The organism is Blastococcus sp. KM273128, assembly GCF_021698975.1.
In the GTDB taxonomy this organism is placed as follows: domain Bacteria; phylum Actinomycetota; class Actinomycetes; order Mycobacteriales; family Geodermatophilaceae; genus Blastococcus.
In genome coordinates this window covers 26,166-39,021 of sequence record NZ_SSXA01000031.1, presented here as the reverse complement: position 1 = coordinate 39,021, position 12,856 = coordinate 26,166, and the positions used below count along the sequence as shown (strand labels likewise).

Genomic DNA, 12,856 nt, shown 5'->3' with positions numbered 1-12,856 from the left:
CTCACCGAGGGTGGTGGGGGCGGGGGAGGAGGTTGCCGGTGCGGGGGTGTCCGTCACCTCAGCCACGGTACGACGACTCTGCTGTCCGTCGTCCTCCGGACGACACCGCGATCAGTTTCCGTGCCCCTGCTGCGCGGAGCCGTTCCGTCGCGCCTGGGCGGACCATGACTCCGTCGTCCTCCGGACGACACCGCGGTCAATTACCGTGCCCCTGCTGCGCGGAGCCGTTCCGTCGCGCCTGCGCGGACCATGACTCCGTCGTCCTTCGGACGACACCGCGGTCAATTACCGTGCCCCTGCTGCGCGGAGCCGTTCCGTCGCGCCTGCGCGGACCCCTCCGGGGCCCACTCGGCCCGACCTCGCGACCAGATCCCGTCGCGACGCCCCGCGGGCGCCTGCTTCCCGGAAGACGGGGGCTGGCGCGCCCGTCAGGCACCGACTTCCGCGAAGTTGCCATACGCGGAAGGGCGCCGGGACCCCGGCGGGACTCACCCCTCCGGGGTCCTTCGGCGCGACGACGCCGGTCGTGCCGGGATGCCGGGGCCGCGCCCTGCGATGATCCGCCCATGTCGGTCCCCCTGGTCACCGGTGCCGACGTCGCCGCGGCGGCCGAGCTGCTCGCCGGCGTCGTCCGCCGCACCCCGCTGGAGCACTCGCGCGGGCTGGCCGACCGCGTCGGCGGGCCGGTGTGGCTCAAGTGCGAGAACCTCCAGCGCACCGGCTCGTTCAAGATCCGCGGCGCGTACACCCGGATCGCGCGGCTGACCGACGAGGAGCGGGCGCGCGGCGTCGTCGCCGCCAGCGCGGGCAACCACGCGCAGGGGGTCGCGCTGGCTGCGCGGCTGCTCGGCACCGAGGCGACGGTGTACATGCCCGAGACCGCGCCGCTGCCGAAGCTGGCGGCGACCGAGGCCTACGGGGCACGCATCGAGGTGTGCGGGCAGTCGCTCGCCGAGCCCCTGCGCGCAGCGGCCGAGCACGCCGAGCGCACGGGATCGGTGTTCATCCACCCGTTCGACCACCCCGACGTCATCGCCGGGCAGGGCACCGTCGGGCTGGAGGTGCTCGAGCAGTGCCCGGAGGTCGCGACGGTGCTGGTCTGCGCCGGCGGCGGTGGCCTGGTCTCCGGCATCGCGGCCGCGGTCAAGGAGCGCCGTCCCGACGTCCGGGTCGTCGGCGTGCAGGCCGAGGAGGCCGCCGCCCTGCCCGGCTCGCTGGCCGCCGGCCGGCCGGTCGCGCTGGAGAGCATGTCCACGATGGCCGACGGCATCGCCGTCCCGGCGCCCGGCGACCTGACCTTCGCCCACGTCCGCGGGCTGGTCGACGAGGTGCGCACGGTGAGCGAGGAGGACCTCTCCCGCGCCCTGCTGTTCTGCCTGGAGCGCGCCAAGATGGTCGTCGAGCCCGCGGGTGTGGCCGCGGTCGCCGCCGTCCTGGCCGACCCGCGCGCGTTCGAGCCGCCCCTGGTGGCCGTCGTCTCCGGCGGCAACATCGACCCGGTGCTGCTGCTGAAGGTGGTGCAGCACGGCATGGCCGCGGCCGGCCGGTACCTCTCGCTGCGGCTGCGCATCCCCGACCGCCCGGGCTCGCTGGCCGCCCTGCTCACCGAGCTGGCCGCGGTGGGCGCCAACGTGCTGGAGGTCGAGCACGAGCGGACGGCGACTCGGCTGGGCATCGGCGAGGTGGAGGTCTTCGTCGTCCTGGAGACGCGCGGGCCCGCGCACGCCGGGGAGGTCATCGGGGCCATGCGCGGCGCCGGCTACGCGGTCACCCCGGAGTAGTCCACGGCCCGACCGATGAGCCCCGCCGGGCCCGCCGGTCTAGGTCTGCGTCCCGCACCTCGCGGGGCGGGGACGGAGGCTTGCGTGTACGCAACGGAGGAGACCGGCGGTGGACTGTCGGTGGGCGGGCCTAGCGTCGGGGGCATGACCGACGCGATCGTGGTCGAGGGGCTGGTCAAGCGCTTCGGCGCCACCACCGCGCTCGACGGTGTGGACCTGGCGGTGGCCGAGGGCTCGGTGCTCGGGCTGCTCGGCCCGAACGGCGCGGGGAAGACGACGGTGGTGCGCGTCCTCACCACGCTGCTCGAGGCCGACGCGGGCCGGGTGGAGGTGATGGGGCTCGACGTCGCGCGGGACGCGGACCGGGTGCGGGCCGTGATCGGGCTGACCGGCCAGTACGCCGCCGTCGACGAGTACCTCACCGGTTTCGAGAACCTCGAGATGGTGGGCCGGCTGTACCGGCTGGGCCGGGCCGAGGCGCGCCGCCGGGCCGGTGAGCTGCTCGAGCGGTTCGACCTCTCGGCGGCGGCGAGCCGGCCGGCGAAGACCTACTCCGGCGGCATGCGCCGCCGGCTGGACATCGCGGCCTCGCTGATCGCCCGCCCCCGGGTGCTCTTCCTCGACGAGCCGACGACCGGCCTGGACCCGCGCAGCCGGCTGTCGATGTGGGAGTTCATCGCCGACCTAGCCGACGGCGGGACGACGATCCTGCTCACCACCCAGTACCTGGAGGAGGCCGACCGGCTCGCCGACCGGATGGTGGTCATCGACCGCGGCCGGGTGATCGCGCGGGGCACCGCCGACGAGCTCAAGGCCCAGGTCGGCGGTCAGCGGCTGGAGTTCACCGTCATAGACGCCGCCGTGCTCCCCGGCATGGTGGAGCGGCTGCGCCCCCTCGCGGTGGAGGACCCGGTGGTCGACGCGGCGGCGCGGCGGTTGTCGCTGCCGGTGAGCGGCGGGGCCGAGGTCCTCGCCGACGCGCTGCGCCGGCTGGACGGCCAGACGGCGGAGATCTTCGACGTCGGCCTGCGCCGGCCCGACCTGGACGACGTCTTCCTCGCGCTCACCGGCCGGGTGGCCGAGGAGGTCGCCACCGACGACGACCCGACGGCCGAGCCGGCCGCCACCGGAGGTGCCCGATGAGCAGCATGGCCGCGACGCTGTCGGACAGCGTCGTCATCACCAAGCGCAACCTGATCAAGGTCAAGCGGGTGCCCGACCTGATCGTCTTCGCGACGCTCTCGCCGATCATGTTCGTGCTGCTGTTCCGCTACGTCTTCGGCGGCGCCATCCAGCTGCCGCCGGGCACGAGCTACGGCGAGTTCCTGCTGCCGGGCATCTTCGCCCAGACGATCGTGCTCGGGAGCACGACCACCGGGGCCAGCCTGGCCGAGGACCTGCAGAAGGGGCTCATCGACCGGTTCCGGTCGCTGCCGATGTCCCGCTCGGCCGTGCTCATCGGGCGCACGGTCGCCGACGCCGGGCTGAACATCATCTCGATCACGGTGATGGCGCTGACCGGGCTGGTCGTCGGCTGGCGGATCAACTCGTCGGTGGGGGAGGCCGTGCTCGGCTTCGTCGTGCTCCTGCTGTTCGCCTACGCCATCTCCTGGCTCATGGCGCTGGTCGGGCTGCTCGTGCGCACTCCCGAGGTGGTCAACAACGCCAGCTTCATCGTGATCTTCCCGCTGACGTTCGTCGCCAACACCTTCGTCCCGCTGGAGTCCTTCCCCTCGGTGCTGCGCACCTTCGCGGAGTGGAACCCGGTGTCGGCGGTCGTCCAGTCCGCGCGGGAGCTGTTCGGCAACACCTCGCCGCTCGCGCCGGCGCCGGACGCCTGGTCGCTGCAGAACCCGGTGCTCTACACGTTGATCTGGGTGGTGCTGATCCTGGCGGTCTTCGTGCCGTTGTCGGTGCGCGCCTACCGCCGGGCCGCCGGCCGCTGAGGCACGCACACGGGTTCCCGCTCCGCCCGGCCACGGGTCGGCGCGGAGCGGGGCCCGCAGGGTCCCCGACGCGTCGACTGTTCGGCTCAGCGTCGGCCGGGGACGGCTCCTGGCCGCGGTGCGATCCGGAGGATCGCGATGTCACGACGGTGCGATCCGGAGGATCGCGATGTAATGGCGGCGATGAGCACCGCTGAGGCACTCTCCGCCGACAACCCGCTGGCCACCCCGTCCGACCTGCCGTTCCGGCTGCCCCCGTTCGCCGGGATCACCCTCGAGCACTGCCGCGAGGCGCTGCTGGCGGGGATGGCCGAGCAGCGCCGGGAGGTGGACGCGCTGCTGGCCTCGGCCGAGGAGCCGACGTTCGAGAGCACCGTCGTGGCCCTGGAGCGGTCCGGCGCCCTCCTCGACCGGGCCTGGTCGGTGTTCGGCAACCTGTCGTCCTCGGTCGCCACGCCGCGGCTGCGCGAGATCGAGCGGGAGATCGCGCCGCTGGCGGCGGCCCACGACGACGCCCTCCGGCTGGACCCGGCGCTGTTCGCCCGCATCGACGCCGTGCACGCCGTCCGGGAGACCGCCGGCCTCGACGCGGAGCAGGTTCGGCTGGTGGAGCGGTACCACCTCGACTTCGTGCTCGCCGGTGCCCGCCTCGACGATGCAGGGCGGGCCCGCCTCGGCGAGCTCAACCAGCAGCTCTCCGAGCTGTCGACCACCTTCGGGCAGAACCTGCAGCTGGCCACCGAGGCCGCCGCGGTGCGGGTGGCTGACGCCGCGGAGCTCGACGGGCTGGACGACGAGGAGGTCGCCGCCGCGGCGCGTGCGGCCACCGACCGCGGCCTGGAGGGGTACCTGCTCACCCTCGTGCTGCCCACCGGCCAGCCGGTGCTGGCCAAGCTCCGCGACCGGGAGCTGCGCCGCCGGGTGTTCGAGGCGTCGGTGGGCCGGGCGTCCGCGGGCGAGCACGACAACCGGCCGGTCGCCGAGCGCATCGCCCGGCTGCGGGCCGAGCGGGCCCGGCTGCTGGGCTTCGCCACCCACGCCGACCTCGTCCTCGCCGACTCCACCGCGCGCACCACGGGAGCGGTCGACGCGATGCTGCGCTCGATGGTGCCGGCCTCGGTGGCCAACGCGGAGGCCGAGGCCGCGGCGCTGCGCGAGCTGGCCGCCCGCGACGGCGTCGAGCTGGCGGCGTGGGACTGGGCGTTCTACAGCGAACGGGTGCGCGCCGAGCGGTACGCCGTCGATACCACGGCGCTGCGGTCGTGGTTCGAGCTGGACCGGGTGCTGGTCGACGGCGTCTTCCGGGCGGCCGAGCTGCTGTACGGGTTCCGGTTCACCCCGCGGCCCGATCTGGCCGGCTACCACCCCGACGTCCGGGTCTGGGAGGTCACCGACGCCGACGGCGGGGAGGTCGGCCTCTACCTCGGGGACTTCTTCGCCCGGGAGGGCAAGCGCGGCGGCGCGTGGATGAGCTCCTTCGTCCGCCAGTCCCGGCTGCTCGGCACTAGCCCCGTCGTCGTCAACAACCTCAACGTCACGCCCGCACCGGCCGGCCGTCCCACGCTGCTCACCCTCGACGAGGTGAACACGCTGTTCCACGAGTTCGGCCATGCACTGCACGGGCTGAGCTCAGCGGTCACCTACCCGCGGTTCGCGGGCACCGCCGTGCCGCGCGACTTCGTCGAGTTCCCCAGCCAGGTGAACGAGATGTGGGCGCTCTGGCCCGAGGTGCTCGCGCACTACGCCCGCCACGTCGACACCGACGAGCCGCTGCCCGCCTCGGTGGTGGAGGCGATCGACGCCGCGCGGCTGTGGGGCGAGGGCTTCGGGACCCTCGAGTACCTGGCCGCCACCCTGCTCGACCAGGCGTGGCACCGGCTGACCCCCGGGGACGAGGTGGGCGACCCGGTGGAGTTCGAGCGCGCGGCCCTCGCCGAGGCCGGCGTCGCGTCCGAGCTCGTGCCGCCGCGCTACCGGACGACCTACTTCCAGCACGTCTTCGCCGGCGGCTACTCGGCCGGGTACTACTCCTACATCTGGTCGGAGGTGCTCGACGCCGACACGGTGGAGTGGTTCAAGGAGAACGGCGGGCTGCGACGCGAGAACGGGGACGCCTTCCGGGAGCGGCTGCTCTCCGTCGGCGGATCGGTGGACCCGCTGGAGGCATTCCGCGCCGTCCGCGGCCGGGACGCCGACCCCATGCCGCTGCTCCGGAGGCGCGGGCTGGCGCCCGCCGGCTGATCCCCGCGACACTGCAGCCGCCGGCGACCGTCCTGTGGAGGTACCTCGATGGAGCTCTTCCCGCCGATCCCGTACGCAGGGTGGTCGGACACCCTGGCGACGGTGCACCGGTTCGCCCAGGTGGTGGGCCGGGTGCGGTTGCTGGCCAGCCCCCGGCGCAACCACTGGTGGAACGTGCCCTTCCACCTCGCCGGGCGCGGGATCACCACCCGGCCGATGGGGCTGGCCCCCACCTTCACCGTCGACCTCGACCTGCTCGACCACCGCGTCGACGTCAGCACGGTGGAGGGGCGACGGGCGTCCTTCGGCATGACCGGGCGGTCGGTGGCCTCGTTCCACGCCGAGCTCCAGCGCGCCCTGGCCGCCGTCGGCGTGCGCGGCGTCGACATCGCCGGGGCCCGCCCGTTCGACCTGCCGGACGCCGACCGGCCGTTCGCCGAGGACACCGAGCACGCGAGCTACGACACCGCCGCGGTGACCCGGTACTGGCAGGTGCTCAGCCAGGTGAACCTCGTCCTCGAGGAGTTCGCCGGCCGGTTCTCCGGCAAGACCAGCCCGGTGCACCACTTCTGGCACACCTTCGACCTCGCGGTGACCCGTTTCTCCGACCGCGTCGTCCCCCCGGCCGAGGGCACCGACCCGGTGACCCGGGAGGCGTACTCGCGGGAGGTCGTGAGCTCCGGTTTCTGGTTCGGCGACCCGTCGTTCCCGGAGCCGGCCTTCTACTCCTACACCGCGCCCGAGCCCGCTGGGCTGGCCGAGGCCGACCTGCCCTCCGGCGGCTACTGGCTGGAGCGGCGCGGCAGCCACCTCGCCGTCCTGCCCTACGACACGGCCCGCTCGGCCGACGACCCCAGGGAGGCGGTCCTGGCCTTCTTCGAGGCGGCGTACCGGACCGGCGCCACGCGGGCCGGGTGGGACGTCGAGGGGCTGGCCTGCCGCGACGGGGTCACCGACCCCGTCCTCCGGGGCTGAGCGGCGGGCGGTCAGAGCCAGGGCAGCGAAAGGACCAGGTCCAGGTCGTCGGGGGCGTCGCCGTCGCGGACGAGCCGGTTGGGCTGGCGGTGGCCGCACGCGGTGCAGCGGTGGACCACCTGCCAGCCCTTGCCCGACTTCTCCACCAGCCCGATCGGCTCCATGGGCTGCCGGCAGGTGCTGGCCCGGTCACCGGGGAGGTCGTCGACGTGCAGCGACCACAGGCAGTACGGGCAGTGGTTGCGGTAGTGCCCGTCGGTGTTGGCCGGTACGGGTGCGGTGCAGTGCACGCACGCGAAGCCGGTGTTCTCCGCCCGCCGGGAGCGGGCGCGCGGCGTGCTCACGTGCCGGTCAGGGGACGAACGGCTCGACCGCGACGACCTCGACGGTGATGTCCTTGCCGTTCGGGGTCTGGTAGGTCACCGAGGTGCCGGGCGCCGCGCCCATGATCGCCGAGCCGAGCGCCGACTCGGGGGAGTAGACGGTGAGCTCCGTGGTACCGGCGATCTCCCGCGACCCGAGCAGGAACTTCTCGGTGTCGTCGTCCCCGGCGAACCGGATGGTGATGACCGTGCCCAGGGCGGCGTTCGTGGCCGTCTTCGGGGCGTCGCCCACGCGGGCCTTGCGCAGCAGGTCGGTGAGCTGGCGGATCCGGCCCTCCTGCTTGCCCTGCTCCTCCTTGGCGGCGTGGTAGCCGCCGTTCTCCTTGAGGTCGCCCTCCTCGCGGCGGGCGTTGATCTCGGCGGCCATCGCCGGGCGGTTCGCCACCAGCTGGTCGAGCTCGGCCTTCAGCCGGTCGTGGGCCTCCTGGGTGAGCCAGATGCCCTGGTCCTGCTCGTCAGTGGGGGTGGACACGTGGGGTACTCCTGAAAACTCGGGAGGCCGCCCCCGTGTGGGAGCGGCCGCTGGTCGAACGGCCAAGCTAGCACCGCGGCAGGGCCCGGTGCAGCGCTGCGGCGGACCCGGCCGGTGGCCGCACGGTAGCCCAGCGGGGCGTGACGGAGGACACGTTCCGCCCGGACGGGTGGCTGACCTGCGTGTCTCCGGCCACGCCCGGGTGGGCGTCCGCCACCGCCGCCGCCCGGCGAGGGACACTGTGCGCGTGACCGATCCCGACCAGTTGCGCCTGCTCGCCGTGCACGCCCACCCGGACGACGAGTCGAGCAAGGGCGCCGCCACGATGGCGAAGTACGTGGCCGAGGGTGTTCGCGTCCTGGTGGCCACCGCCACCGGGGGCGAGCGCGGCTCGGTGCTCAACCCCGCGATGGACCGGCCCGAGGTGTGGGAGCGGCTCCCGCAGATCCGGGTCGAGGAGATGGCGCGCGCCCGCGAGATCCTCGGGATCGAGCAGGAGTTCCTGGGCTTCGTCGACTCGGGGCTGCCCGAGGGCGATCCGCTGCCCCCGCTGCCGGAGGGGTGCTTCGCCCTGGTGCCGGTCGAGGAGGCCGCGGCGCCGCTGGTCGCGCTCATCCGCCGGTTCAAGCCGCAGGTGATGACCACCTACGACGAGCGCGGCGGCTACCCGCACCCCGACCACATCAAGACCCACGAGATCTCCGTGCACGCCTTCGAGGCGGCCGGCGACCCCGACCGGTACCCCGAGCTCGGCGAGCCGTGGCAGGTCAGCAAGCTCTACTACCACATGAGCTTCACGCTCCCGCGCACGAAGGCGCTGCACGAGGCGATCCTCGCGACCGGCGCGGAGTCCCCGTACGCCGAGTGGCTGGCGAACTGGGACCCGGCGCACGACATCTCCCACCGGGTCACCACCCGCGTCCCGTGCGCCGAGTACTTCCCCGTCCGTGACGCGGCCCTGATTGCGCACGCCACCCAGATCGACCCGGGGGGTCGCTGGTTCGCCTGCCCGGTGGAGACACAGCAGCAGGTGTGGCCCACCGAGGACTACGAGCTGGCCCGTTCGCTCGTCGGCACGCCCACCCCGGAGGACGACCTGTTCACCGGCATCCGCAGCGAGGTGACCGCCCGATGACCACCCCCACCGCCCTCGACCTGCTCGTCCTCGCCCAGCAGCAGGCGCCGCAGGACGTCGGCAAGTCCGGCCCGTTCGGGCTGCTGCTGCTCGTGCTGCTGCTCGTCGCCTCCGCCCTGCTGGTGCGGTCGATGACCGGGCACCTGAAGCGGCTGCCGCGCAGTTTCGACGCCGACGACCGCGAGCCCCGGGTCGTCGTCCCCGACTCGCCGGCCGGCCTGGAGGAGGAGCGGGAGCCCGGTCAGGAGGTGCTCGACACGCTGCGGCGGGCGCCGCTCGCGATCGAGGCGCCGCGGCGCGACGAGGCCGACCGGGGCTGACCCCGTGGCCCGGCCGGCGGAACGCGTCGCCCGGCCGGGCCGTTGACCGGGGCGTGACCGCCGTCGCGCGCCGGTTCCTGCCGCTGCCCCTCGCCGTCGTCGTCCTGGTCGGGTGCGGCGGCGAGCCGGCGTCCGAGGCACCGGCGGTCCTTTCGGCGGAGCAGGTGTTCACCGAGGCGCCGGTCGTGCTCCCCGACCCGTCGGGGACGTCGGCGACGCTGCGGGTCACCACGGGGATCGACATGGCCTGCGCGGTGGTGTTCGGGCGGGACGAGTCCCTCGGCGAGGGGATCGCCACCGATGCCGACATGGGCGGTGGCGCGCACGCGGAGCACCAGGCCGTGATGCGGGGGCTCGAGCCCGGCACCGAGTACTTCTACCGGGTGCAGGGTTCCGGCGCCGACGGCCGGCTGTACCGCAGCGAGCTGATGAGCTTCCGGACGCCGGACGCGCCGGTCGCCGAGCCGCCGGGTGAGAACGCGGCGCTCGGCGCCGCCGTCGTCGACGTCAGCTCCGAGTTCTCCGGGGCGTTCGCCGCCGGCAACGCGGTGGACGGCGATCCGGCGACCGAGTGGTCCAGCGACGGCGACGGTGACGACGCGTCCATCACCCTCGACCTCAGGCGCGCCGTCGACGTCGTGGGGCTGGCCCTGCGCAGCCGCTCGATGGGCGACGGCACCGCCGTCGTCGAGACCTTCACCGTCACCGTCGACGACGGGCAGACCTACGGCCCGTTCGGCGCGGGTGCGCCCGTCGTCCTCGACGACGGCGGGTTCACCGGGCAGGTGCTGCGGTTCGACGCGGGGACGACCACCGGCGGCAACACCGGTGCCGCCGAGATCGAGGTCCACGAGGCGCCCTGACCCGCACGCGCGGACGCCCCGGCCCGCACGAGGCGGGCCGGGGCGTCCGGTGGAGCGGATCAGGCGTGCAGGTCGAAGCGGTCGAGCTCCATGACCTTCACCCACGCGGCGACGAAGTCCTGCACGAACAACTCCAGAGCGTCGTCGGACGAGTAGACCTCGACCATGCCACGGAGGATGGAGTTCGAGTTGAACACCAGGTCGGCCGCGGTGGCCGTGCGGACGACGGTGCCGTCGGCGTCCTTGCCCTCGTAGACGCCCTCGGTGGCCGACGTGGACCACGAGATGCCCAGGTCGAGCAGGTTGCGGAAGAAGTCCTGCGACAGGACGCCGGGCCGGTCGGTGAAGACGCCGTGCTTCGTGCCGCCGGTGTTGGCGCCGAGGACGCGCAGCCCGCCGACGAGCACCGTCATCTCCTTGGCCGTCAGCGACAGCATGTAGGCCTTGTCGACCAGGAGGGTCTCCGGCGCGAGCTTGCTGCCGGGCGCGATCCAGTTGCGGAAGCCGTCGGCCCGCGTCTCGAGCCAGCGGAAGTTCTCGACGTCGGTCTGCTCCTGCGAGGCGTCGGTGCGCCCCGGGTGGAACGGCACGGTGACCTGGACGCCGGCGTCCGCCGCGGCCTTCTCCACCGCGGCCGAGCCGCCGAGGACGATCAGGTCGGCCAGCGAGACCTTCTTGCCGGTCTGCTGCTCGAACTCGCCCTTGACGCGCTCGAGCACCGGCAGCACGTCCTGGACACCCTCGTTGGCCGCCCAGCCGATCTGCGGCTCGAGCCGCAGGCGTGCGCCGTTGGCGCCGCCGCGGTAGTCGGTGCTGCGGAACGACGCGGCGGACGACCAGGCGGTGTGCACCAGCTGCGAGACGGTCAGACCGGAGGACAGCAGCCGCTGCTTGAGGTCCGCGATCTCCGCCTCGCCCACGAGCTCGTGGTCGACGGCCGGGACGGGGTCCTGCCAGATCAGGTCCTCGCCGGGCACGTCCGGGCCCAGGTAGCGGGACTTCGGGCCCAGGTCGCGGTGCAGCAGCTTGAACCAGGCGCGGGCGTACATGTCCGCGAAGTACTCCGGGTCGTCCCGGAAGCGCTCGGCGTAGGTGCGCAGCTCCGGGTCCATCCGCAGCGCCATGTCGGCCGTCGACATCATCGGCGGGTTCTTCTTGCCGTCGATGTGCGCGTCGGGGACGAGCTCCTGCGCCTCGGGGTTCTTGGGCTGCCACTGCTTGGCGCCGGCCGGGCTCGTGACGAGCTCCCAGTCCCAGCCGAACAGGGTCTCCCAGTAGGAGTTGTCCCACTGGGTCGGCGTGGGGGTCCAGGCGCCCTCGAGGCCGCTGGTGATCGTGTCGGCGCCCTTGCCGGTGCCCTGCGGGTTCTGCCAGCCGAGGCCGTTGCCGTGCACCGGGCAGCCCTCGGGCTCGGGGCCGAGCAGCGACGGGTCGCCGTTGCCGTGCGTCTTGCCGAAGGTGTGGCCGCCCGCGATCAGCGCGACGGTCTCCTCGTCGGTCATGCCCATCCGGCGGAACGTCTGCTTGATGTCGTGGCCCGAGCCCAGCGGGTCGGGGTTGCCCTTCGGACCCTCGGGGTTGACGTAGATCAGGCCCATGGTGACGTTGGCCAGCGGGCCCTCGTCGAGGTTCAGCGGCTCGTCACCGGCGTAGCGCTCGTCACCGAGCCAGGTGTCCTCCGGACCCCAGAAGACCTCCTCCGGCTGCCAGGTGTCCTGGCGCCCGAAGGCGAAGCCGAAGGTCGGCAGCCCCATGTCGTCGTGGGCGACGTTGCCGGCGAGCACGAGCAGGTCGGCCCAGGAAAGCTTGCGGCCGTACTTCTGCTTGATCGGCAGCAGCAGGCGGCGGGCCTTGTCGAGGCTCGCGTTGTCCGGCCAGCTGTTGAGCGGCGCGAAGCGCTGCGCCCCGTTGTTGCCGCTGCCCCGGCCGTCGGCGATGCGGTAGGTGCCGGCCGCGTGCCACGACATGCGGATGAACAGCGGGCCGTAGTGACCCCAGTCGGCGGGCCACCAGTCCTGGGAGGTGCGCATGAGCGTGCGCAGGTCGGCCTTGAGCGCCTCGACGTCGAGCTCGGCGAAGGCTGCCCGGTAGTCGAAGTCCTCGCCGAGCGGGTCGGAGTCCTTCGAGGGCTTGTTCAGCACCGCCAGGTCGACCTGGTTCGGCCACCAGTCCTGGTTGGTGCGGGGGCGACCGCCGGTGTGCGACTCCGGCGACGGGATCGCCGGGTTCTCGCTCTCGCTGGTGCTCTCGGTCTGGACCTTGTTGGTCTCGTCCTTCACGGTGTGCCTTCCTCGGGATGGGCGGATCGGTCAGCGGGTCGGGCGGTGGCACAGGCGGGGCATCGGCCCCAGAAGACGACCTCGGCCTCGTCGATCAGGAAGCCGTCGTCGTCGGACGGTGTGAGGCAGGGAGCGGCGCCGATCGAGCAGTCGACGTCGACGATGGCGCCGCAGTCCCGGCAGACCAGGTGGTGGTGGTTGTCGCCCACGCGGGCCTCGTACCGGGCGACCGACCCCTGCGGCTGGATCCGCCGCACGAGGCCGGTGTCGGTGAGGGCGCGCAGGACGTCGTAGACCGCCTGGTGGGAGACGGCGCCCAGCCGCTCCCGGGCGGCGGCGATCAGGGCATCGGTGTCCAGGTGCGGCTGCGCGTGGACGGCGTCCAGCACCGCCAGTCGCGGGCGGGTGACGCGCAGGCCCACGGCGCGCAGCTCGCGGCCGAGTTCCACGGAGTCGGGCAC

12 protein-coding genes are annotated in these 12,856 nt (G+C 73.5%); 8 read left to right on the top strand and 4 right to left on the bottom strand.

All coding sequences use genetic code 11. The features are described from left to right. Window positions 1–566 precede the first annotated feature (566 nt). The 5 genes from ilvA (at window position 567) to E9529_RS11155 (ending at window position 6,943) form a co-directional block, all read left to right on the top strand. Window positions 567–1,781: a threonine ammonia-lyase gene (gene ilvA / locus E9529_RS11175; RefSeq protein WP_236831227.1), complete on the top strand. Its 1,215-nt coding sequence runs from the start codon at window positions 567–569 to the stop codon at window positions 1,779–1,781. Between the two features lie 144 nt (window positions 1,782–1,925). Then, entirely contained in the window at window positions 1,926–2,924 is a 999-nt protein-coding gene (locus E9529_RS11170; RefSeq protein WP_236831226.1) for an ATP-binding cassette domain-containing protein, read from the top strand. After that, window positions 2,921–3,727 carry an ABC transporter permease gene (locus E9529_RS11165; protein ID WP_236831225.1) on the top strand — a complete coding sequence of 269 codons (807 nt, stop codon included), beginning with the start codon at window positions 2,921–2,923 and terminating at the stop codon, window positions 3,725–3,727. Before E9529_RS11170 ends, E9529_RS11165 begins: the two co-directional genes overlap by 4 nt. A gap of 183 nt (window positions 3,728–3,910) precedes the next feature. Then, entirely contained in the window at window positions 3,911–5,968 is a 2,058-nt protein-coding gene (locus E9529_RS11160) for a M3 family metallopeptidase (protein WP_236831224.1), read from the top strand. Window positions 5,969–6,016: 48 nt separating this feature from the next. Further along, a complete protein-coding gene (locus E9529_RS11155) occupies window positions 6,017–6,943 on the top strand; it encodes a DUF5996 family protein (protein WP_236831223.1) in 927 nt (308 codons plus the stop codon). 11 nt (window positions 6,944–6,954) lie between these two features. Here E9529_RS11155 and E9529_RS11150 read toward each other — a convergent pair whose 3' ends face one another. Next, window positions 6,955–7,287, bottom strand: coding sequence for an RNHCP domain-containing protein (locus tag E9529_RS11150; protein WP_236831222.1), 333 nt, complete (start codon window positions 7,285–7,287; stop codon window positions 6,955–6,957). Between the two features lie 7 nt (window positions 7,288–7,294). Further along, a complete protein-coding gene (gene greA / locus E9529_RS11145; protein WP_236831221.1) occupies window positions 7,295–7,798 on the bottom strand; it encodes a transcription elongation factor GreA in 504 nt (167 codons plus the stop codon). A gap of 247 nt (window positions 7,799–8,045) precedes the next feature. Between greA and mca the strand changes: the two genes are divergently transcribed. From mca to E9529_RS22715, 3 genes are read left to right on the top strand one after another with little or no spacing between them, the layout of a single operon-like run. After that, window positions 8,046–8,933: a mycothiol conjugate amidase Mca gene (gene mca / locus E9529_RS11140; RefSeq protein ID WP_236831220.1), complete on the top strand. Its 888-nt coding sequence runs from the start codon at window positions 8,046–8,048 to the stop codon at window positions 8,931–8,933. Beyond that, window positions 8,930–9,253, top strand: coding sequence for a hypothetical protein (locus E9529_RS11135; protein WP_236831219.1), 324 nt, complete (start codon window positions 8,930–8,932; stop codon window positions 9,251–9,253). Before mca ends, E9529_RS11135 begins: the two co-directional genes overlap by 4 nt. Before the next feature lie 53 nt (window positions 9,254–9,306). Then, the gene (locus E9529_RS22715) at window positions 9,307–10,116 is read left to right on the top strand and encodes a discoidin domain-containing protein (protein ID WP_236831218.1); all 810 of its coding nucleotides are present in this window, start codon (window positions 9,307–9,309) and stop codon (window positions 10,114–10,116) included. 59 nt (window positions 10,117–10,175) lie between these two features. Here E9529_RS22715 and katG read toward each other — a convergent pair whose 3' ends face one another. Together katG and E9529_RS11120 are read right to left on the bottom strand one after the other, a co-directional pair. Then, window positions 10,176–12,395 (bottom strand): catalase/peroxidase HPI, encoded by a 2,220-nt coding sequence (katG, locus tag E9529_RS11125; protein ID WP_236831217.1) that lies wholly within the window; start codon window positions 12,393–12,395, stop codon window positions 10,176–10,178. Beyond that, window positions 12,392–12,856 carry a Fur family transcriptional regulator gene (locus E9529_RS11120; RefSeq protein WP_236831216.1) on the bottom strand — a complete coding sequence of 155 codons (465 nt, stop codon included), beginning with the start codon at window positions 12,854–12,856 and terminating at the stop codon, window positions 12,392–12,394. Before E9529_RS11120 ends, katG begins: the two co-directional genes overlap by 4 nt.